Source organism: Neoroseomonas alkaliterrae (assembly GCF_014199195.1).
GTDB classification, from domain to species: domain Bacteria; phylum Pseudomonadota; class Alphaproteobacteria; order Acetobacterales; family Acetobacteraceae; genus Neoroseomonas; species Neoroseomonas alkaliterrae.
Map to the genome: position 1 here is coordinate 50253 of NZ_JACIJE010000003.1, position 19977 is coordinate 70229.

The window sequence follows — 19977 nt, forward strand, 5'->3', positions numbered from 1 at the left end:
CCGGCCGCCACGGCCGCGCGGGTCAGTCCGCGCGGATGTTGTTCGCCCGGACCACCTCGCCCCACTTCGCCACCTCGCGCGCGAGGAAGGCGCCGAACTCGGCGGGGCTCGACATCACGAGGCGCGCCTGCTGCACCTCCTCCATCGTGCGCCGCACCTGGGCGTCGGAGAGCGATTCCTTCAGCGCGGCATTCATGCGCGCGATCGCCTCGGCCGGCGTGCCGCGCGGGGCCAGCACGCCCCACCACGCCTCGGCCTCGAGGCCCTGGATGCCGGCCTCGGCCACCGTCGGCAGGTCGGCCAGCGCGGGCAGGCGCTCGGGACCGAACTGCGCGAAGGTGCGCAGCGTTCCGCCGCGCACATGCGGATGCACCACCGCGGCCGAGCCGATCATCATGTCCGTATGGCCCGCCACCGTGTCGTTCACCGCGAGGCCGCCGCTGCGATAGGGTAAATGCGTCATGCGCGTGCGGGTGCGGTTCTGCAGCAGCACCATCGTCAGGTGGCCGATCGTGCCGTTGCCGGTGGAGGCGAAGGAGACCGCATCGGGGCGCGCCCTGGCCGCGTCCACCACCTCGGTGATCGAGCGGAAGGGCTTGTCGGGCCGGCAGGCGAGCACGTAGGGCGCGCCGCCGATCTGCATCACCGGATCGAGGTCGCGCTCGGGGTCGAAGGGAAGCTGCGGCAGCAGGGCCTTGAGCGTGGCGTGGCTGTCGAAGGTGAGCAGCCAGGTGAGCCCGTCCGGGCGCGCCTTGGCGACCACATCCGTGCCGATGGAGCCGGCGGCCCCGCCCCGGTTCTCCACGATCACGGTCGCGCCGAGGCGCTGCGTCAGCCCCGGCGCGACGAGGCGGGCCACCGCATCGGTGGAGCCGCCGGGCGCGAAGGGCACGACGATGCGGATGGTCGCGGCCTGCGCGCGGACGGCAGGCGCGGCGAGGATGGCGGCGGCCGCGGCGAGCGAGGCGCGGCGGGTCAGTCGGGTCATGGCGTTCTCCCGGTTGCGTCGCCGGTTGATGGGCCGCGCGCGGAGCCGTGGCAAGCCCCGCCCGCCGGCCGCCTCAGCCCGCGACCCAGTCCGGCACCGGCATGGCGCGGTAGGCCTCGCGCAGCGCGGTGGACCAGCCTTCGCGCAGGGCGCGGAAATAGGGCTCCTCCTCGGTGATGCGCTTGCGCAGCCCGACGCGCTGCGTGCCTTCCCGATAGACGAGCAGGTCGAGCGGCAGGCCGACCGTGAGGTTGGAGCGCAGCGTGGAATCCATGCTGACCAGCGCGAGCTTCACCCCATCCACCAGCCGCGTGTCGAAGGTGAGGGCGCGGTCGAGGATCGGCTTGCCGTATTTGTGCTCGCCGATCTGCAGGAAGGGCGTGTCCTCCGTCGCCTCGATGAAGTTGCCGGCGGCGTAGATCATGAACAGCCGCTGCGCCTGCCCGCCGATCTGCCCGCCGAGCAGCAGCGCGACATCGAAGGCGATGCCCTGCGCGCGCAGCGTCGGGCCGTCGGCCTCGAACACCGCGCGCACCGCGGCGCCGGCCAGCTGCGCGGCGCGGAACATGGTCGGCACGTCGCGCAGCGTGTGGACCTGCCCATCCACCAGCAACCCTTCCTGCAACCGGTTCCAGACCGCCTGGCTGATGGCGAGGTTGCCCGCGGTCAGGAGGCACATCATCCGCTCGCCAGGCACGTCCTCGACATGCATCTTGCAGAAGGTCGAGATGTGATCCACGCCCGCATTGGTGCGCGTGTCCGAGAGCATCACGAGGCCCTCGCGCAGATAGAGACCGACGCAATAGGTCATGGCTCGCGCCTCCGGGCCTACTCAGGCCTGCAGGTAGAAATCCTGGATCTGGCGGCCGAGCTCGACATTGCGGTCGATGGTCGCGGTCAGGAAGTCGTGCAGACCGCCAGCCATGATGTCGGCGATGCGGCCGAAGCGCAGCCGGGCGTGCATCTCGCCGGCGAGGCGGTGGCATTCCCCGCGCCGCCCGCCATGCGAGACGGCAAGCCCTTCGAGCGTCTCCTCGATGCGGGCGTAGCAGGCGATCATGGAGCGCGGCAGTTCGGGGCGCAGGATGAGCAGCTCGGCGATGCGCCGCGGTTCGAGCCGCGCATGATAGACCCAGTGATAGGCGCGCAGCGCCGAAACCGAGCGCAGGATCGCCTGCCACTGCACATAGGCGACGGCGCCGTCGCCTTCCGTGTCGGCGATCGCGTGGTGATGCACGTCGAGCACGCGCGCCGTGTTGTCGGCGCGTTCGAGCATGGTGCCGAGGCGGACGAAGCGCCAGGCCTCGTCGCGCAGCATCGTGTCCGCATAGGCGCCGTTGAAGAGCACGGTGCGGCTCTTCACCCAGTCGAGGAAGGCCGGCAGGTTGTCGGGCGCGAAGGTGGCGGTGGTGGTGCGCCGCGCCTCGGACCAGGTTTCGTTCACCGCCTCCCACATGTCCACTGTCAGCGCGGTGCGCACGGCGCGCGCATTGCGGCGCGCCGCCTCGATGCAGGAGAGGATGGAGGAGGGATTCTCGAGATCGGCGGCGAGGTAGCGGACGATGGCCTCGGGCGTCGGCTCGAGCGCCTTGGCGCGGAAGCCCGGCTCGCAGCCCGAGGCGATCAAGAGCGCGCGCCAGGCGTTGCTGCGCTGCTCGACGCCGCGCATCAGCGAGGCCATGCGCAGCGCCACCTGCAGGCCGCGCGCGTTGTTGCCGGCGCGCTCGATGTAGCGGCCGAGCCAGTAGAGGCTGTCGGCGGTACGGCTCAGCATTGCGCCTGCCCCTGCACCGCCTGCGGCGCGGGAATGTCGGCCGGGTCGTCCTCCAGCACCCAGGTGTCCTTGGTGCCGCCGCCCTGGGAGGAGTTGACGACCAGCGAGCCCTCCCGCAGGGCGACGCGCGTCAGCCCGCCGGGCACGATGCGCACCTCCTTGCCGCAGAGCACGAAGGGGCGCAGGTCCACGTGGCGCGGCGCGATGCCGGTCTCGGTCAGCGTCGGCACGGTGGAGAGGGCGAGCGTGGGCTGCGCGATGTAGTCGGCGGGCTTCGCCTTGATGCGCGCGGCGAACTCGGCGCGTTCCCCGGCCGTGCTGTGCGGGCCGACCAGCATGCCGTAGCCGCCCGAGCCCTTGGTCAGCTTGACCACCAGCTTGTCGAGATGGGCGAGGACATAGGCGCGGTCCTCATCCCGCTCGCAGAGGTAGGTCGGCACGTTCTGCAGCAGCGGCTCCTCGCCGAGGTAGAAGCGGATCATCTCCGGCACGTAGGGATAGACGGCCTTGTCGTCGGCGATGCCCGCGCCGGGCGCATTGGCCAGCGCGACATTGCCCGCCTTGTAGGCGGCCATCAGGCCGGGCACGCCGAGCACGCTCTCGGGGCGGAACACGCGGGGGTCGAGGTAGTCGTCGTCGATGCGGCGATAGATCACGTCCACCCGCCGCGGGCCCGTCGTGGTGCGCATGAAGACCACGTCCTCCTCGACGAAGAGGTCGGGCCCTTCCACCACCTCGACGCCCATCTCGTCGGCGAGGAAGCAGTGCTCGTAGTAGGCGCTGTTGTAGGAGCCGGGCGTCAGGATCACGACGCGCGGCACGCCGCGGCAGTTCGGCGGCGCGACGGATTTCAGCGTCTCAAGCAGTTCCTCGGGGTAATGGCCGACGGGCAGGATGCGGTGGGCGCCGCAGAGCTCGGGGAAGAGGCGCAGCATCGCCTCCCGCCCCTCCAGCATGTAGGAGACGCCCGAGGGCGTGCGGCAATTGTCCTCGAGCACCCAGAAGTCGTTCGCCCCGGTGCGCACCACGTCGATTCCGGCGATGTGGGTATAGACGCCGCCGGGCGGGACGAAGCCCTTCATCTCGGGGCGGAAGGCCTCGTTGTCGCGGACGAGGGCAGCGGGAATGCGCCCGGCCCGCAGGATCTCCTGCGCGCCATAGACATCGAGCAGGAACAGGTTCAGCGCCCGCACCCGCTGCACCAGGCCGCGCGACAGCGCCTCCCACTCCGCGCGCGCGAGGATGCGCGGGATGATGTCGAAGGGGATCAGGCGTTCCGGATCGCCGCCCTCGCCATAGACGGCGAAGGTGATGCCGATGCGCTTGAACAGCAGCTCCGCCTCGCGGCTGCGGCGCTGCAGGGCCTCGCGCGGGATGGCGGCGAGCCAGCGCGCGATCTCCGCATAGGGGCCGCGGATGATGCCGTCGGCGGACATCTCGTCGAAGGCTTTGCTTGGTCCTGTCACCGGCGTTCGGTCCTCCGGTCCCGAGCCTTGCCGGTCGGATGGGCCCGACGCAAGCCCGCGCTGCGCCTCCGGGGCGCGGCCCGCACGAGACACGCTCGGAAAATGCCCAAGGAGCGGGCGCGGCCTGCCCGCTTATGGGCAGCATCGCCGCATCGCCCTATCCTCCCTGCCCCGCTGCCGGAGAGACCGCATGGACGCGACACCCGCACCCGCCGCCACTGCCGCCGAGGCGCTGGTCTCGGCCTTCGCCGCCGCCGGGACGAAGCGCGTCTATGGCGTGCCGGGGGGCGGATCGAGCCTCGACCTGATCGCCGCGGCGAAGGCACAGGGGCTCGACTTCGTGCTGGCGCGGCACGAGAGCGCGGCGGTGATCATGGCGGCGACCGAGGCGGAACTCTCGGGCGCGCCGGGCCTTGCCCTGTGCACGCGCGGCCCGGGCGTGGGCAATGCGGCGAACGGTGTCGCGCATGCGGCGCTCGACCGCGCGCCGGTGGTGCTGGTCGCCGACGGCTTCGCGCCGGCCGAGCGCGCCTTCGCCACGCACCAGTATTTCGACCAGGCCGCGATGCTCGGCCCGGTGACCAAGGCGCAGTTCTCGGTGGGACAGATGGCGGCGGGCGAGGCCGCGGTGCGCGCGATCGGCGCCGCCATGGCCGCGCCGCGCGGCGCGGCGCTGGTCGAGTTGTCGGGCAGCGCAGCACGGCAGCCCGCCGCGCCGCCGCCCGCCCTCGCGACCGCCGGCCCGCCGGCACCGGATGCGGCGGCAATCGCGGCGGCGCGGCGCGTGCTGGCGGCGGCGAGGCGGCCGGTCATCATCGCCGGGCTGGAGGCGACGGAGGCCGCCGGTCCCGTGCGCGCGCTGGCCGCGGCGCTCGGCTGCCCCGTGCTCGTGACCTACAAGGCCAAGGGCGTGGTCGCGGACGGCGATCCGCTCTTCGCCGGCGTCTTCACCTGCGGCGCGGCGGAAGGCCCGCTGCTCGACCGCGCCGATGCGGTGGTCATGGCGGGCGCGGACCCGGTGGAGTTCATCGCGCGGCCCTGGCGCTGGACGGTACCGGTGATCGAGGTCGCGACGGCGCCGCGCGCCCTGCCCTATGTCGCGCCGGCCGCGGCGGTGAGCGGCGCGCTGGGGCCGGCCCTCGAGGCCCTGGCCGCCGGCGCGGCGCGCTCGGCCTGGAGCCCGGACGAGATCGCGGCGCTGCGCGAGGGCTGGCGCGCGGCGCTGGCGAACGACCCGCGCAGCGGGCGCGGCATCGGGCCGCAGCGCGTCGTCGAGATCACGCAGCAGGCCTGCCGCGCGGCGGGATTCGATCCGCGCGTCGCGGTGGATGCCGGCGCGCACATGTTCCCTGCGACCACCTTCTGGGCATGCGAGCGGCCGGGCGACCTGCTGATCTCGAACGGACTCGCGACCATGGGCTTCGCCCTGCCCGCCGGGATCGCCGCCGCCCTGCACGACCCGCGGCGCGGCGCGCTGGCCTTCACGGGCGATGGCGGGCTGCTGATGGGCCTCGGCGAACTCGCGACGGCGGCGACGCTCGGCGTGCGGCTGGTCGTCGTCGCCTTCAACGATTCGAGCCTCTCCCTCATCGACATCAAGAAGGAGGCGCGCGACCTGCCCGAGGGCGCGCTGGGCTGGCCCCGCGCCGACCTCGCGGCGGCGATGCGCGCGGTGGGCGGCATCGGCCTCTCCGCGCACAGCGAGGCGGAACTCGCCGAGGCGATCGCCACCGCCTGCGCCGCGACCGGCCCCGTGCTGGTGGACGTGGCGGTGGACCCCTCGGGCTACCCCGCGCAGATCAAGGCGCTGCGCGGGTAGTCAGAGCGCGGGCACGCACGCATGCCAGTCGGTGTCGCGCTGGAAGGCATCGGCGACCATCAGCGCGCGCGCCTCGGCGAAGGGCCGCGCGGCGATCTGCAGGCCGATCGGCAGGCCGCGATCGTCGAAGCCGCAGGGGATGCTGACGGTCGGCAGGCCGAGATAGTTGAAGGGCCGCGTATTGGCCGAGACCGCCATGTGCCGCGCCCAGTTGTCCGGGCTCGCGTCGATGTCGGTCTCGGCGAGGGTCGGGACGCGCATGCGCAGCGTCGGCGTGGCGACGACGTGGTGGCCGGCGAAGGCCTCGCGGCAGAACTGCCGCAGCAACGGCCCGCGCCGCGACAGCGCCTCGACATACCAGGTCGCCGGGATCGCGTAGCCGCCGTAGAGCCGGCCCGAGAGATGGGTGGCGTAGTCGCCCGCCCGCTCGCGCATCCATTCGGCGTGGATCGTCGCGCCCTCGACGCGGCTGACGACAGAGACGTAGGTGCCGACCGCGTGCAGCGACGGCGCCGAGACGCGCGTCACCGTCGCGCCGCGCGCCTTCAGCACCTCGAGCGCCGCCTCGAAGGCCTTCACCACGGCCTCCTCCGCGCCGTCGAAGAACCATTCGCGCGGAACGGCGACGGACAGCCCCCTGAGGTCGCCGGTCAGCGCGGCCTCGTAGTCCGGCACGGGCTCGGCGGCGCTGGTGGGGTCGCGCGGATCCTTCCCCGCGATCACGCGCATGATGCGCGCGGCGTCGCGCGCCGTGCGCGTCAGCGGCCCGACATTGTCCATGGAGAAGGAGAGCGGCATCGCCCCGGCGCGCGAGACGCGCGTCTGCGTGCCCTTGATGCCGGTCACGCCGCAGATGCTCGCGGGCAGGCGGATCGAGCCGCCGGTGTCCGAACCGAGCGCGGCGGCGAAGAAGCGCGCCGCCACGCCCGCCCCTGAACCGGAGGATGACCCGCCCGTGCAATAGGGCAGGTTCCAGGGGTTGTGGCAGTCGCCATGGTGGCGGTTGTGGCCGGTCGGGTTCTGGGCGAACTCGGCCATGTTCAGCGTGCCCATGTCGATCGCGCCCGCCGCGTCGAGGCGTTCGAGCACCGTCGCGGTCGCCTTGGGGCGGAAGTCGCGGCGGATGGCCGAGCCGCAGCCGCTGACCTTGCCCGCGCGGTAGTACATGTCCTTGTGCATCATCGGCACGCCGGCGAGCGGGCCGAGCTTCGCATTGCCCGCGCGCGCCCGGTCGAGCGCGGCGGCGGCGGCGAGCGCCTCCTCGCGGTCGAGGCGCACCACCGCGTTGATCCTGCCGTCGTGCGCCTCGATGCGCGCAAGGCAGGCGCGGACCATGGCCTCGGCGCTCGCCTCGCCCTTGGCGAAGGCGCCCGCGGCCTCGGTCACGGAAAGCAGCGCGAGGTCGCTCATGCCTCCGGCTCCTTCTCCTCGCGCAGCACGGCCTCGAAGGCCGAGGGCTCGTCCTCGAAGGCGAGGCCGCCGCGCAGCGCGGCGAACTCGGCGATCAGCGCGGGGAAGTCGTCGAGCGCGCGGCGACCCGCCGCATTTGGGCATTCCACGCCGGTCCAGAGGCGGATCGCCGCCTGGGCCTGGTCCATCGGGTCGTCGGGCATGCGGGGATCTCCTCTGCGCGGCGTCATCCTCGCCGCGCCGGGGGAGTTTGCAAACCCCGTGCCCGGCTGGCAGCCTTCGCCCGGCACGCGAGGGAAACGCCGCATGAAGATCGTGGACGTCAAAGCCTTCCCCACCTCCTTCCCGCTGCCGCAGGGCGGACCGCGGCTCGGCATCGGGCAGGCGGTCAAGCGCGACGCGGTGATGGTGAAGGTGACCACCGAGGACGGCATCGTCGGCTGGGGCGAAAGCCATCACGGCCGCGCGCACACCGCCATCGCGAAACTGATCGAGACGACGCTGCGCGGCCTCATCCTCGGCATGGATGCCTTCGACACCACCGGCATCAATGCGCGCATCTACAGGTACCAGCTCGCCTCGCACGGCATGGGCGCGGCCTGCGCCATGGCGATGTCGGGCATCGACATGGCGCTTTGGGACGCCAAGGGCAAGGCGCTGAACCTGCCGCTCTACAAGCTGCTGGGCGGCGCGCGCCGGGCGGTGCCGGCCTATGCCGGCGGTGTCGCGCTCGGCTACCAGGAACCGGCGGCGCTGATCGACGAGGCCAGCCCGCACATCGAGGCCGGATACCGGGCCGTGAAGCTGCGCGTCGGCGACACGGTGAAGGACGACATCGCGCGCATGGAGGCGGTGCGCGACGCCTTCGGCAAGGATCTCGCGATCCTGACCGATGCGAACATCGGCTATTCGATCCAGCAGGTGCGCCAGGTGATGCCGGAGATGGACCGGCTCAACATCGGCTGGCTGGAGGAGCCCTTCCCCGCCCACGACCACCATCTCTACGCCCAGGCGCGCGGCTATGGCGCCACACCGCTCGCCGCCGGGGAGAACCACTTCACCCGCTTCGAGTTCACCCGCGTGCTGGAGGATGGCGTCATCACCATCTGGCAGCCGGACCTCTCGAAATGCGGCGGCATCACCGAGGCGCTGCGCATCGCGGGCATGGCGAGCGCCTTCAAGATCCCGATCCACCCGCATTCCTCGATGACCGGGGTGAACCAGGCGGCCTCGATCCACTTCCTCGCCGCCATCGAGAATGGCGGCTACTTCGAGGCCGACATCTCGAAGGCCAACCGCTTCCGCGACGAGCTCGGCAGCGAGCCCTGGCGCATCCAGGCCGATGGGACGGTGCTGCCGAACAGCGCGCCGGGCATCGGCGTCGAGGTGGATGAGGGCTTCCTCAAGGCCAACCCGGCCATCGAGGGGCCGGGCTATGTCTGAGCCGCGGCGATCACGGCCTCGGGCATCAGCACGCTGACGAAGCGCGGCCCGGCGGCCTCGGGTGCGATCACGCCGAAGGCGCCTTCGGGGAACTCGGCCTGGGAGAGCATCCGCCCGAAGATCGCCGGGCCGAAGACATGGATGTGCCCGACCAGCAGCGCATTGCTGCCCGCGGGCGGCGGCGTGCCCATGGCGCGCCGGGCCGAGGCGATGGCGCCCGGCACGTCCGCCGTGTAGTCGTCGGCCACCAGATCCATCGTGACATCCACCGGCCCGCCGCGCGCCATGATCGCGGCGGTGTCGGAGGCGCGGAAGACCGGGCTCGAGCGGATCGGGCGCAGCGGGATGCGCAGCCGCGCCATCGCATCGGACAGCGCCTCCGCCTGGGCGATGCCCGCCGCCGAGAGGTTGCGCTGGCCTGCACGGTCGCCGAGCCGGCCGGTATCCACCTGGGTGCGGTCGGTGATGGCATGGCGCATGTAGAGGACGTATCCGCCCTCGCGCAGCGTCGGCACCCAGGCGGGCGTGCGCGCCAGGGCCGGCCCGGCGAGCAGGAGCGCGGGCAGGGCGCGGCGCGCGATCCTCATGCGATCTCCCGGATCAGTTTCGCGCGCATGGCGCGGGCGAAGTCCATGCGCGTCTCGGCCACCATCACGAAGGCGCCCGGGCCGCCGATCACCTGGCGCTCGTAATGCGCGCGCAGCGGTTCGCCGAAGCGGGTGACGGGCGATACCTCGATGGCCAGCGCGTTGATGGTGATGCCGCGCGCCACCGCCGCGTCGCGCGCCTCGGGGGCGGGCAGGATGGAGCGCATGTCCGGCCCGTCGCCGGCCACGTCGATCACGCGATCCTCGGCACGGAAGGGGGCGGCGGCGATCAGCGCATCCGCATGCGCGATGGCATCGCCGATGGCGTTGTAGGAGTGCCGCGAGCGGGGCGCGGCGCGGATCGCCTCGGCCAGCGCGCGGGCCGAGGATGCGTCGCGCACCGCCATCCACTCCACCACCGTCGCCGCGCCGCCGGGGCTGCCCCATTCGGTCATCGCCACCGCGATGGCGCCGCGCGGCTTGGAAGCGATGGCGGCAACGACGGCGGGGTGGCTCACCGACTCCGCGAGCCCCTCGCGCTGCAGGCGGAACTCGTCGGCGTCGATCGAGCCCGAGGCGTCCATGGCAAGGACGAGCAGCAGATCCACCACCGGCGCGGGCTGCGCCGCAAGCCTGGCGGGCAGCATCGTCGCGGGCAAGGCGGCGAGGGCGCGGCGGGGTACACGCATGGTGGGAGAATGGGGAGCAGATCGGGGCAGGCAAGGCAGCGCGGAGGGGCGCCGCCCCTCCGCACCTCCCCGCCAGAGGCCGAAAGGCCTCTGGACACCGGGACCGGCGCTACCCCGCGACGGCGTAGGCCGGTCGGCGCGGATCCGCCCCGGCACGCACCAGCCCGGCCTGCGGGTCAGACAGCACCGCCTCCACGCTGCCCGCGAGCCAGGTCATCTCCGGCCAGTCCTTCACCTCGTGGCCGCGTGCCGCGAGATCATCGCGCACCACCTGCGGCACGCGGGCCTCGATGGCCACGCGCGCGGGGAAATAGTCGAAGGGCGCGAAGGAGGACGGGAAGGCGTAGGAGGCGAGGCGCGGCGCCTCGATTGCGTCCTGCAGCTCCATCCCGAAGTGGAAGACGTTGAGCAGCACCTGCAGCATGGCCTGGATCTGCACATCCCCGCCCGGCGTGCCGAAGGGCATCACGCCACCCTCCGCCGTCACCAGCATCGCCGGATTGGGCGTCAGGCGCGGGCGCTTGCCCGGCGCGACGCCCGAGGGATGCGCCGGGTCCGGCCGCGACTGGCTGCCGCGGTTGGACGGGATCAGCCCGAGCCCCGGCACCACCGGCGAGTTCCACGACCCGTCCGACGGCGTGGCGCTGAACGCATTGCCCCAGCGATCCACCACCGCGACGTAGGAGGTATCGGCCTCCACCTTCGGCAGATCGGCGCGCTGCGGGCCCTGCGCCGGCTCGCCCTGGCCGAGCAGCGGCCCGTACATCGCCGGATGCGCGCGCTGCGGGTCGATCTGGCGAAGGCGGGCATCGAGATGCTGTGGCGAGAGCAGCGCATCGAGCGGCACCGGCGTGAACAGCGGGTCGCCGAAATGGTATTCGCGGTCGGCCATGGCGGCCTTCACGCATTCGGTCAGCAGGTGCAGGTAGTCGGCCGAGTTGTGCGCCATGCCCCCGAAGCCGGCGCGTTCCATCAGCAGGAGCGCCTGGGCCAGCGCCGGCCCCTGGCACCATGGGCCGCAGGTCAGCAGCGTATGCCCGCGCCAGGCGCACGCGACGGCGGGCTCGAGGCGGGAGCGGAAGCCCGCCATGTCCTCCATGGAGAGGAACCCGCCTTCGGCCTGGATGAAGCGGACGATCTCGCGCGCGATATCGCCGCGGTAGAAAGCGGCATGGGCGGCGGCGAGGCCGGCCATGCGCCCGCCCTTCGCCGCGGCGCGGCGGTCCTCCTCGGCCATGAAGGCGAGGCTGCGCGCGAGGTCGGCCTGCACGAACCGCGCGCCCACCTGCGGAGGCTCCCCGCCGGGCAGGAAGATCGCCGCGTTGGACGGATAGCGCGCATATTCGGCCGCATGCGCCGCCACCGTCTCGGCCAGCAGCGGATGGACGGCGAAGCCCTCGCCCGCATAGCGGATCGCGAACTGCGCGACATCGGCGAAACCCATGGTGCCGTGGCGCTCGAGCGCGGTGATCCAGGCATCCGGGGCGGCCGGCACCACCGTCCGGCGCACCCCGTCCGGGATCCGCCCGCCATGCTCGCGCATGAAGACATCGGGCGGCAGGGCGCGCGGCCAGTGGCCGAGGCCGGCGATGGTCTCCACCGTGCCGTCCGCCATGCGGATCATGATGGGTGCCACGCCCCCGACATTCACGAGATCGGGCAGCAGGACGCCGAGCGCCATGCCGGCCGCGCAGCCCGCATCCACCGCATTGCCCCCGGCCTCCAGCACCGCGATGGCGGCGGTGGAGGCGAGGTAGTGCCCGGCCGAGACGGCGTGGCGCGGGCCGGAGAGCGTCGGTCGGGTGGCGGTCATGGCGGGTCTCCCGGTCGGGCGGGGAGCCTCGGCGCGGTGCGGCCATGCGTCAACCGCGGCTTGGCGCGGCGCGGGCCGGGGGCAAGGATGCGGCCCTTCGCACAGAGGAGACGCGCCATGGCCGACCCCGTCCTGCTCTCGGTGGATGCCCGCGGCATCGCCACCGCCACGCTGAACAAGCCCGCCAAGGGCAATGCCTATGACGAGGAGCTGCTCGGCGCGCTGATCGCCGGCCTGGACCGGCTGCGGGACGATGCCGCGGTGCGCGCCCTCGTCATCCGCGGCGCGGGCAAGCATTTCCAGGCCGGGGCGGATCTCGACTGGCTGGCCAAGGCCGCGACCTACGGGCCGGAACAGGCCTTCGCCGCCTCCATGGCGACCACCACCGCGATGCAGAAGCTGAACGAGTTCCCCAAGCCCACCTTCGCGCTGGTGCATGGCGCCTGCTTCGGTGGCGGCTGCGGCGTGGTGTGCTGCGTGGACGTGGCCATCGCGACGCCCGAGGCGATCTTCGGCCTGACGGAAGTGCGCGTCGGCGTGGCGCCGACGCCGATCAGCACGCACATGGTCCATGCCATGGGCCTCAGGCACACCCGCCGCTATGCGCTGACCGGCGAACGTTTCGACGCCGCCGAGGCGCTGCGGATCGGCCTGGTCCACGAGGTGGTGCCGGCCGACAAGGCCGAGGCGCGACTCGCCGAGATCATCGACCAGACCATGCTCTCCGCGCCCAGCGCCATCGCCGTGACCAAGGATTCGTTCCTGGGCGCCAACGGGCTGAAGCTCTCGGCGCGGGAGATGGCGCTGCTCGCCCACGAATCCTGGATGCAGAGGGCTTCGGCGGAGGGGAAGGAGGGGCTCGCCGCCTTCCGCGAGAAGCGCCGGCCGGCCTGGTACAGATAGGGCCGAGGAGCGGGGTTCAGGCCCCGCCCCTCCCCGCCATGGAGGGATGATCGGGGCGGTTGTCGCCGCCTCTGTCATCGAACCTTCATCAAACTGCAATCGGGAGGTCTTTCGCGGCGCCTAGAAGCCCCGGCGGTGGTGCCGCCCGGCCGGGACCGGCGCCCGTGCAACCGACATGGAGACGACGCTCGTGAACAGGCGGTCCATCCTTCTCGGCGCCGGTGCGGCGCTGACCCTTCCTCTCGCCGTGCGCGCCCAGACCGCGCAGATCACCGGCGCCGGCGCGACCTTCCCCAACCCGATCTACCAGAAGTGGGCCGAGGCCGCCCGCGCCGCGATCGGCATCCAGGTGAACTACCAGTCCGTCGGCTCGGGCGCGGGCATCAACCAGATCCGCAACCGCACGGTGGACTTCGGTGCCTCCGACGCGCCGCTGAACCAGCAGCAGCTCACCGAGGGCAACCTGCTGCAGTTCCCGACCGTGATGGGCTCGCTCGTCGCCATCGTGAACATCCCGGGCATCGAGAATGACCAGCTCCGGCTGACCGGCCCGATCCTGGCCGACATCTACCTCGGCAAGATCACCCGCTGGAACGACCAGCGCATCACCGCGATCAACCCGGGGCTCAACCTGCCCAACCTCGCCATCGCGCCGGCCTACCGCGCGGACGGCTCGGGCACGACCTTCGTGTGGGTGTCCTACCTCGCGGATGTGTCCGAGGAGTGGAAGACGCGCGTGGGCGTGGGGACCTCGGTCCGCTTCCCCGCCGGCACCGGCGCGCGCGGCAATGAGGGTGTTGCCGGCACGGTGCGCCAGGTGCGCGGTGCGATCGGCTATGTCGAGAACGCCTACGCCATCACCAACCGCCTGGTGACGACGCAGATCCAGAACAAGGACGGCAACTTCGTGAAGCCGGAGCACGAGAGCTTCATGGCCGCCGCGAGCGCGGCCGACTGGTCCGTGCCGGGCTTCGCGGCGAACGTGATCAACACGGCCGGCCCCAAGTCCTGGCCGATCGTGGCGCCGACCTTCATCCTGCTGCCGACCAACCCGACGGATGCGACGCGCAGCGCCAATGTGCGCCGCTTCTTCGACTGGGCCTTCGCCAATGGCGATGCGCTCGCGCAGGAGCTGGAATACATCCCGCTGCCGCAGGCGACCAAGGACGCGGTGCGCGCGGCCTGGTCGCGCCAGTTCGGCGCCTGATCGGGCCGGACCAGCCGGGGGGCCGGCCGAGGCCGGCTCCCCACCCCCATCCCTCCTGACGGGCAGAGACAGTGAGCCAGGCCGCGACCGCCTCCCCTCCGGCCCCCGAGCGCGTGGCGCGCCGGGCGGGCAATCTCGGCGACATCGCCTTCGAATGGGCCTGCAAGGGCGCGGGCATCTTCGTCCTGCTGCTGCTCGGCGCCATCATCGTGGAGCTGTTCATCGCCGGCTGGCCCGCCTTCCGGGCCTTCGGCGTCGGCTTCCTGACCTCGACGGACTGGGACCCGGTGCAGGAGGTGTTCGGCGCCGGCGTCTCGATCTACGGCACTGTCGTGACGGCGGTGCTCGCCATCGTGCTCGCCGTGCCGCTCGCCTTCGGGGCCGCCTTCTACCTGACGGAACTCGCCCCGGTCTGGCTGCGCCGCCCGGTCGGGACGGCGATCGAGCTGCTGGCCGCCGTGCCCTCCATCATCTACGGCATGTGGGGCTTCTTCGTCATCGTCCCCTTCTTCGCGCAGAACATCCAGCCCTTCCTGATCGACACGCTGGGCGAGTTGCCGTTCATCGGCGCGCTGTTCCAGGGCCCGCCCTTCGGCACCGGCATCTTCATGGCCGCCTTCATCCTCGCCATCATGATCCTGCCCTTCATCGCCGCCACCATGCGCGACGTGTTCGAACAGGTGCCGCCGGTCTACAAGGAGAGTGCCTATGGCCTCGGGGCGACGACCTGGGAGGTGATGAAGGGCGTCGTCATCCCCTACACGCGCGTCTCGGTGGTGGGCGGCATCATGCTCGGCCTCGGCCGCGCGCTGGGGGAGACGATGGCGGTCACCTTCGTCATCGGCAACGCGAACCGTATCTCGACCAGCCTCTTCGGGCCAGGCAACACCATCGCCTCGCTCATCGCGCTCGAGTTCGGGGAGAGCGAGATCGGCAGCCTGAAGCTCGCATCGCTGCTGGCGCTCGGCTTCATCCTGTTCTTCCTCTCCTTCATCGTGCTCGCGACTTCGCGCTACCTGCTCCGTTCCAGGCTGAAGGGCTGAACCCATGAGCCTATCCCTCACCGCCGGGGCGGTGCCCGGCCCGCGCAAGGACCCTTCGGTGGCGGCCGCCCTCGGCCGGCGCCGCAAGCGGGTGAACCTGATCGTCAAGGTGCTCTGCGTCGCGGCGACGCTGATCGGCCTCGCCTTCCTTGCCTCGATCCTGGTGACACTCACCTATCGCGGCTTCGAGGCGATGAGCCTGCGCGTCTTCACCCATGTCACGGCCGCGCCGGGCTCCGATGGCGGGCTGCTGAACGCCATCGTGGGCAGCCTGATTCAGGCGACCCTCGGGACGATGATCGGAACGCCGATCGGCATGCTGGTCGGCACCTACCTCGCGGAATACGCGCGCGGATCGAAGCTCGGCAACCTCGTGCGTTTCGTCTCGGACATCCTGCTCTCGGCGCCCTCGATCCTGATCGGGCTTTTCGTCTACACCATCATCGTGCTGCCGATGGGCGGCTTCTCGGGATGGGCGGGGGTGGTCGCGCTCGCGATCATCGTGATCCCGGTCGTGGTGCGCACCACCGAGGACATGCTGACCCTGATCCCGAACACGCTGCGCGAGGCGGTGATGGGCCTCGGCGCGCCGAAGTGGAAGATGATCGTTTTCGTGTGCTGGAAATCGGCGCGCGCGGGCATCATCACCGGCGTCCTGCTGGCCGTCGCGCGCGTCGCGGGGGAGACGGCGCCGCTGCTCTTCACCTCGCTCGGCAACAACACCTGGTCCACCGACCTGATGAAGCCCATGTCGAGCCTGCCCGTGACGATCTACGCCTTCGCCGCCTCCCCCTTCGAGGACTGGATCGCGCTGGCCTGGGCCGGCGCGCTGCTGATCACGCTCGGCGTGCTCGGCCTCAACATCCTGGCGCGCACGCTGCTGCGCAACCGCACCTGACCGGAAGGATCGGCACCATGTCCACCACCACCGACACCCAGGCGGCGGCCACGCAAGGCTTCGGGGGCGTGCAGGCGCGCTCCGAGGCGGTGCTGAACGCGCCGCGCATCGCCATCCGCAACCTCGACTTCTTCTACGGCGACAACCGCGCGCTCAAGGCGATCGACTTCGACATCCCGGACCGACAGGTGACCGGCATGATCGGGCCGTCGGGCTGCGGCAAGTCCACCCTGCTGCGCGTGCTGAACCGCATGTACAGCCTCTATCCGGGCCAGCGCGCCACGGGCGAGGCGATGCTCGACGGCATGAACATCGTCGCCCCGGACTGCGACCTCAACGCGCTGCGCGCCAAGGTCGGCATGGTGTTCCAGAAGCCGACCCCCTTCCCGATGACGATCTACGAGAACATCGCCTTCGGCGTGCGCCTGCACGAGAAGCTGTCCAAGGCGCAGATGGACGAGCGCGTGGAATGGGCGCTGACGCGCGCGGCGATCTGGGAGGAGGTGAAGGACCGGCTCGACACCTCCGCCCTTGGCCTCTCGGGCGGGCAGCAGCAGCGCCTGTGCATCGCGCGCACCATCGCGGTGCGCCCCGAAGTCATCCTGTTCGACGAGCCGACCTCCGCCCTCGACCCGATCTCGACGCTGAAGATCGAGGAGCTGATCGACGAGCTCAAGCGCGACTTCACCATCGTGATCGTCACCCACAACATGCAGCAGGCCGCGCGCTGCGCCGACCAGGTGGCGTTCTTCTACCTCGGCGAGCTGATCGAGGTGGCGCCGGCGGCTCAGATGTTCACCGCGCCGAAGCACGCCAAGACCCAGGAATACATCACCGGCCGCTTCGGCTGAGCCGGGGAAGGACACCGCCATGCCCACCGAGACCCTTCCCGAGCACATCGTCAAGTCCTACGACGAGGATCTGCGCCACCTGCGCGACATGACCGCGCGGATGGGTGGCCTTGCCGAGCGCCAGGTCGCGGACGCCACCCGCGCGCTGGTGCGCCGCGACACCGAGCTCGCCACCGAGGTGGTCCAGCGCGATGCGCAGATCGACGCACTCGAGCGCGAGATCGAGAGCTTCTGCGTGCGCCTGATCGCGCTGCGCCAGCCCATGGCGCAGGATCTGCGCGTCATCATCGCGGCGATGAAGGCCTCGAACGACCTCGAGCGGATCGGCGATTACGCGCGCAACGCCGCCAAGCGGGCCATCGTGCTCGCCTCGCTTCCCGCGATCGGCAGCCTCGCCGGATTCGAGCGCATGGCGCAGCTGGTGCAGGAGAACCTCAAGGCCGCGATGGACGCCTTCGTCACCGACGACGCCGAGGCCGCCCGCGCCGTATGGGAGGCCGACGAACCGGTGGACGCCATCTACAACGGCATCTTCCGCGAGCTGCTGACCTTCATGATGGAGGATCCGCGCAACATCACCGCGGCCACCCACATGCTGTTCATCGCGAAGAACCTAGAGCGCATCGGCGACCACACCACGAACATCGCCGAACGAATCTACTACGCGGTGCGCGGCGACACCCTGCCCGAGGAGCGCCCGAAGGCCGACCAGTCGGCCTATGCCGTCGTGCGCCCGGCGGGCGAGTAACCGAGCGGGAGCCCGCCATGGCCGAGGCCTATTCGACGCTGGCGAAGCCGACCATCCTCGTCGTCGAGGACGAGGCGCCGCTGATGACCCTGCTGCGCTACAATCTTGAGAAGCAGGGCTTCAAGGTCGAGGAGGCCGCCGACGGGCAGGAGGCGCTGCTGCGCGTCGCCGAGGCCAAGCCAGACCTCGTGCTGCTCGACTGGATGCTCCCCGCGCTCTCGGGCATCGAGGTCTGCCGCCAGCTCCGCCGCCGTCCGAACACGCGCGACCTGCCCATCATCATGGTCACCGCGCGCACCGAGGACCAGGACGCGGTGCGCGCGCTCGACACCGGCGCGGACGACTACATCGCCAAGCCCTTCGTGATGGATTCGCTGCTCGCGCGCATCCGCGCGCTGCTGCGCCGCTCCGGCGGGGTCGCGACCAAGGGCACGCTCACCTACCGCGACCTGACGATGGACCAGGACGCGCATCGCGTCAGCCGTGCCGGGCGTTCCCTGCATCTCGGCCCCACCGAGTACCGGCTGCTCGAGTTCTTCCTGCAGCATCCGGGCCGCGTCTTCACGCGCGAGCAGTTGCTGGACGCGGTCTGGGGGCGCGACATCCACGTCGAGCCGCGCACGGTTGACGTGCACATCCGCCGGCTGCGCAAGGCGATCAATGGCGAGAACGAGGTGGACCTCGTGCGCACCGTACGCTCGGCGGGCTACGCGCTCGACGCCGGGGATCACTGAACCGCGGCGCGCCCGTTCCCGGCCGCATCCTCCTCGAAGGCCTCGCCGCTGCGCGCCGCGGCGAGGCGCCGCCGCCCCTTTGCGATGCCTGCGGCGATGTGGCGCAGGCGCTGCGCATGCAGCAGCGCGGCATCCATCGTCGCGACAGGCACCGTGCCCTCGGCCGCGGCCGCGAGCAGGCGCTGCTTCACCGCCTGGTAGGCCGCCTCGGCGCCGGCCGCGGCGGCCATCGCCGCATCGGGGTCGCCGCTGCGCAGCGCCTCGCCCATGGCGGATTCGAGAAGGGCGAGGTCCGCGCCGCCGGCGTGCCGCGCGGCCGCATCCGCTTCCCACAGCCGCGCCGCCTCGGCCGCCACAACCTCGGCATGCTGCACGGCGCGCAGCAGGTTCGGCAGGGCATGGACCACCGCCTCGGGCAGCGGCTGGGCATGCAGGCGCGCGACGAAGGCCCGTATCTCGCGCCCGAGCGAGGCGACCGCCCGCGCGCGCGCTTCCGCCTCCGCCTGCCCCCCGCCGCCCGGCGCGGCGATCGAGGCCGCGATCGCCATCATGCGCGCGACCTCCCGCCCCACGGCGCGGACGGCCAGGTCGGGCACTGGCATCAGCGTCTCGTCGAGGTGGCGCGCCCGGCCGAGCGCATCCTCGGCCCGCGCGAAGCGCCGCGACAGCCACGCGATCAGGCGGCGCGCGAAGGGCCAGATCAGGGCGACGCCGAGCAGGTTGAAGACGGTGTGGAACACGGCCAGCACCGTGGGCATGTCCTGCCCCGCCCCCACCGCGCCCGCGATCCAGCGGCTGCCAGCCACCAGCGGCGCCAGCAGCACGAGCGCCACGGCGCCGGTCATCAGGTTGAAGACGATGTGCGCCGCCGCGACGCGCCGCGCCGGTGCGGTCGCGCCGATCGCCGCGAGCAGGGCGGTCGAGGTGGTGCCGATGTTCGTCCCGATCACCGCCGCGGCGGCGAGGTCCAGCGGCACGGCCCCGCCCGCCGTCGCCGTCAGCACGATGGCGATGGCCGCAGACGACGCCTGGGTGAGCAGCGTGAGCGCCGTGCCGAGCAGCACGAAGCCGAGGATCGCGAGCAGCCCGCCCTCGGGCAGGTCGAGGCCCGCGAGGCGCGGCGCCAGCCCCGCGAAGCCCTGCTGCAGCACCTCGATGCCGAGGAAGAAGGCGCCGAAGCCCGCCAGCGCCTGGCCGATGCCCGCGAGCCGCACGCGCTGCGCGGCGAACAGCCGCAGGCCCATGCCGATCCCGAGCAGCGGCATCGCATAGGCCGCGATGTCGATGCCGATGCCGGCGAAGGCGACGAGCCATGCCGTCGTGGTGGTGCCGACATTGGTGCCGAACACCACCCAGACCGCCTGGGTCAGCGTCAGCAGCCCGGCATTGACGAAGCCGACGGCGGCGACCGTGACGGCGCTCGACGATCGCACCAGCGCCGTCACCAGCATGCCGGCGAGCAGCCCGCGCAACGGCGTGTTGGTCCAGCGTTCGAGGATGTCGCGCAACGCCGCGCCTGCGGCCTGCTTCAGCCCCTCCGTCATCAGCCAGGTGCCGAGCAGGAAGAGGCCGAGGCCGCCGAGCAGCGCCGATGCCGCCGCCAC

The 19977-nt window shown here is 71.9% G+C and carries 19 protein-coding genes; 9 read left to right on the forward strand and 10 right to left on the reverse strand.

All coding sequences use genetic code 11. The features are described 5' to 3' along the window. Positions 1 to 22: 22 nt before the first annotated feature. From FHS88_RS06245 to FHS88_RS06260, 4 genes are all read right to left on the reverse strand, one after another. A complete protein-coding gene (locus FHS88_RS06245; protein WP_184482501.1) occupies positions 23 to 988 on the reverse strand; it encodes a tripartite tricarboxylate transporter substrate binding protein in 966 nt (321 codons plus the stop codon). A gap of 73 nt (positions 989 to 1061) precedes the next feature. Beyond that, entirely contained in the window at positions 1062 to 1799 is a 738-nt protein-coding gene (locus tag FHS88_RS06250) for a proteasome-type protease (RefSeq protein WP_184482504.1), read from the reverse strand. Positions 1800 to 1820: 21 nt separating this feature from the next. Then, positions 1821 to 2762, reverse strand: a complete 942-nt coding sequence (locus FHS88_RS06255; RefSeq protein ID WP_184482507.1) for an alpha-E domain-containing protein — start codon at positions 2760 to 2762, stop codon at positions 1821 to 1823. Next, complete coding sequence (locus tag FHS88_RS06260; protein ID WP_184482510.1) at positions 2756 to 4198, reverse strand: circularly permuted type 2 ATP-grasp protein; 1443 nt, start codon at positions 4196 to 4198, stop codon at positions 2756 to 2758. Before FHS88_RS06260 ends, FHS88_RS06255 begins: the two co-directional genes overlap by 7 nt. A 220-nt stretch (positions 4199 to 4418) precedes the next feature. Here FHS88_RS06260 and FHS88_RS06265 point away from each other — a divergent pair, with 220 nt between their 5' ends. Beyond that, positions 4419 to 6047, forward strand: a complete 1629-nt coding sequence (locus FHS88_RS06265) for a thiamine pyrophosphate-dependent enzyme (RefSeq protein WP_184482513.1) — start codon at positions 4419 to 4421, stop codon at positions 6045 to 6047. On the opposite strand, the gene FHS88_RS06270 is transcribed toward FHS88_RS06265, so the two are convergent. Both FHS88_RS06270 and FHS88_RS06275 read right to left on the reverse strand, forming a co-directional pair. Then, on the reverse strand, positions 6048 to 7457 hold the full coding sequence (locus FHS88_RS06270; protein ID WP_184482516.1) for an amidase: 1410 nt from the start codon (positions 7455 to 7457) through the stop codon (positions 6048 to 6050). Next, positions 7454 to 7660 carry a hypothetical protein gene (locus tag FHS88_RS06275; RefSeq protein ID WP_184482519.1) on the reverse strand — a complete coding sequence of 69 codons (207 nt, stop codon included), beginning with the start codon at positions 7658 to 7660 and terminating at the stop codon, positions 7454 to 7456. Before FHS88_RS06275 ends, FHS88_RS06270 begins: the two co-directional genes overlap by 4 nt. A 103-nt stretch (positions 7661 to 7763) precedes the next feature. On the opposite strand from FHS88_RS06275, the gene FHS88_RS06280 reads away from it, so the two are divergent. Beyond that, complete coding sequence (locus FHS88_RS06280; protein ID WP_184482522.1) at positions 7764 to 8900, forward strand: mandelate racemase/muconate lactonizing enzyme family protein; 1137 nt, start codon at positions 7764 to 7766, stop codon at positions 8898 to 8900. Here the strand turns inward: FHS88_RS06280 and FHS88_RS06285 are convergent. From FHS88_RS06285 to FHS88_RS06295, 3 genes are all read right to left on the reverse strand, one after another. Continuing rightward, entirely contained in the window at positions 8891 to 9487 is a 597-nt protein-coding gene (locus FHS88_RS06285; RefSeq protein ID WP_184482525.1) for a histidine phosphatase family protein, read from the reverse strand. The genes FHS88_RS06280 and FHS88_RS06285 overlap by 10 nt on opposite strands. Next, entirely contained in the window at positions 9484 to 10176 is a 693-nt protein-coding gene (locus FHS88_RS06290) for a DUF1194 domain-containing protein (RefSeq protein ID WP_184482528.1), read from the reverse strand. The genes FHS88_RS06285 and FHS88_RS06290 overlap by 4 nt, the downstream gene beginning before the upstream one ends. A gap of 109 nt (positions 10177 to 10285) precedes the next feature. Further along, positions 10286 to 11989: a gamma-glutamyltransferase family protein gene (locus FHS88_RS06295; RefSeq protein ID WP_184482530.1), complete on the reverse strand. Its 1704-nt coding sequence runs from the start codon at positions 11987 to 11989 to the stop codon at positions 10286 to 10288. A 117-nt stretch (positions 11990 to 12106) separates the two neighbouring features. Between FHS88_RS06295 and FHS88_RS06300 the strand changes: the two genes are divergently transcribed. The 7 genes from FHS88_RS06300 (at position 12107) to phoB (ending at position 18373) form a co-directional block, all read left to right on the forward strand. Continuing rightward, complete coding sequence (locus FHS88_RS06300; protein ID WP_184482533.1) at positions 12107 to 12892, forward strand: enoyl-CoA hydratase-related protein; 786 nt, start codon at positions 12107 to 12109, stop codon at positions 12890 to 12892. A gap of 175 nt (positions 12893 to 13067) precedes the next feature. Further along, positions 13068 to 14099, forward strand: coding sequence for a phosphate ABC transporter substrate-binding protein PstS (pstS, locus tag FHS88_RS06305; protein ID WP_184482536.1), 1032 nt, complete (start codon positions 13068 to 13070; stop codon positions 14097 to 14099). A gap of 71 nt (positions 14100 to 14170) precedes the next feature. Then, on the forward strand, positions 14171 to 15142 hold the full coding sequence (gene pstC / locus FHS88_RS06310; protein WP_184482539.1) for a phosphate ABC transporter permease subunit PstC: 972 nt from the start codon (positions 14171 to 14173) through the stop codon (positions 15140 to 15142). Positions 15143 to 15146: 4 nt separating this feature from the next. Beyond that, positions 15147 to 16040 (forward strand): phosphate ABC transporter permease PstA, encoded by an 894-nt coding sequence (pstA, locus tag FHS88_RS06315; RefSeq protein WP_184482542.1) that lies wholly within the window; start codon positions 15147 to 15149, stop codon positions 16038 to 16040. Between the two features lie 17 nt (positions 16041 to 16057). Continuing rightward, the gene (gene pstB, locus FHS88_RS06320) at positions 16058 to 16891 is read left to right on the forward strand and encodes a phosphate ABC transporter ATP-binding protein PstB (RefSeq protein ID WP_184482545.1); all 834 of its coding nucleotides are present in this window, start codon (positions 16058 to 16060) and stop codon (positions 16889 to 16891) included. Positions 16892 to 16910: 19 nt separating this feature from the next. Further along, complete coding sequence (gene phoU / locus FHS88_RS06325; RefSeq protein WP_184482548.1) at positions 16911 to 17639, forward strand: phosphate signaling complex protein PhoU; 729 nt, start codon at positions 16911 to 16913, stop codon at positions 17637 to 17639. A gap of 17 nt (positions 17640 to 17656) precedes the next feature. Beyond that, positions 17657 to 18373: a phosphate regulon transcriptional regulator PhoB gene (phoB, locus tag FHS88_RS06330; RefSeq protein ID WP_184482551.1), complete on the forward strand. Its 717-nt coding sequence runs from the start codon at positions 17657 to 17659 to the stop codon at positions 18371 to 18373. Here phoB and FHS88_RS06335 read toward each other — a convergent pair. Beyond that, complete coding sequence (locus tag FHS88_RS06335; protein WP_184482553.1) at positions 18367 to 19977, reverse strand: Na/Pi symporter; 1611 nt, start codon at positions 19975 to 19977, stop codon at positions 18367 to 18369. The two genes, phoB and FHS88_RS06335, sit on opposite strands and share 7 nt — an antisense overlap.

What these genes read in the sequence shown, in the direction of transcription:
- phoU (WP_184482548.1), top strand. Translation starts at nt 16,911, where the DNA reads ATGCCCACCGAGACCCTTCCCGAGCACATCGTCAAGTCCTACGACGAG.
- FHS88_RS06295 (WP_184482530.1), bottom strand. Translation starts at nt 11,989, where the DNA reads ATGACCGCCACCCGACCGACGCTCTCCGGCCCGCGCCACGCCGTCTCG.
- FHS88_RS06270 (WP_184482516.1), bottom strand. Translation starts at nt 7,457, where the DNA reads ATGAGCGACCTCGCGCTGCTTTCCGTGACCGAGGCCGCGGGCGCCTTC.
- FHS88_RS06245 (WP_184482501.1), bottom strand. Translation starts at nt 988, where the DNA reads ATGACCCGACTGACCCGCCGCGCCTCGCTCGCCGCGGCCGCCGCCATC.
- FHS88_RS06280 (WP_184482522.1), top strand. Translation starts at nt 7,764, where the DNA reads ATGAAGATCGTGGACGTCAAAGCCTTCCCCACCTCCTTCCCGCTGCCG.
- FHS88_RS06300 (WP_184482533.1), top strand. Translation starts at nt 12,107, where the DNA reads ATGGCCGACCCCGTCCTGCTCTCGGTGGATGCCCGCGGCATCGCCACC.
- FHS88_RS06250 (WP_184482504.1), bottom strand. Translation starts at nt 1,799, where the DNA reads ATGACCTATTGCGTCGGTCTCTATCTGCGCGAGGGCCTCGTGATGCTC.
- pstS (WP_184482536.1), top strand. Translation starts at nt 13,068, where the DNA reads ATGGAGACGACGCTCGTGAACAGGCGGTCCATCCTTCTCGGCGCCGGT.
- pstB (WP_184482545.1), top strand. Translation starts at nt 16,058, where the DNA reads ATGTCCACCACCACCGACACCCAGGCGGCGGCCACGCAAGGCTTCGGG.
- FHS88_RS06265 (WP_184482513.1), top strand. Translation starts at nt 4,419, where the DNA reads ATGGACGCGACACCCGCACCCGCCGCCACTGCCGCCGAGGCGCTGGTC.
- FHS88_RS06260 (WP_184482510.1), bottom strand. Translation starts at nt 4,198, where the DNA reads ATGTCCGCCGACGGCATCATCCGCGGCCCCTATGCGGAGATCGCGCGC.
- FHS88_RS06275 (WP_184482519.1), bottom strand. Translation starts at nt 7,660, where the DNA reads ATGCCCGACGACCCGATGGACCAGGCCCAGGCGGCGATCCGCCTCTGG.
- FHS88_RS06285 (WP_184482525.1), bottom strand. Translation starts at nt 9,487, where the DNA reads ATGAGGATCGCGCGCCGCGCCCTGCCCGCGCTCCTGCTCGCCGGGCCG.
- phoB (WP_184482551.1), top strand. Translation starts at nt 17,657, where the DNA reads ATGGCCGAGGCCTATTCGACGCTGGCGAAGCCGACCATCCTCGTCGTC.
- pstA (WP_184482542.1), top strand. Translation starts at nt 15,147, where the DNA reads ATGAGCCTATCCCTCACCGCCGGGGCGGTGCCCGGCCCGCGCAAGGAC.
- FHS88_RS06255 (WP_184482507.1), bottom strand. Translation starts at nt 2,762, where the DNA reads ATGCTGAGCCGTACCGCCGACAGCCTCTACTGGCTCGGCCGCTACATC.
- FHS88_RS06290 (WP_184482528.1), bottom strand. Translation starts at nt 10,176, where the DNA reads ATGCGTGTACCCCGCCGCGCCCTCGCCGCCTTGCCCGCGACGATGCTG.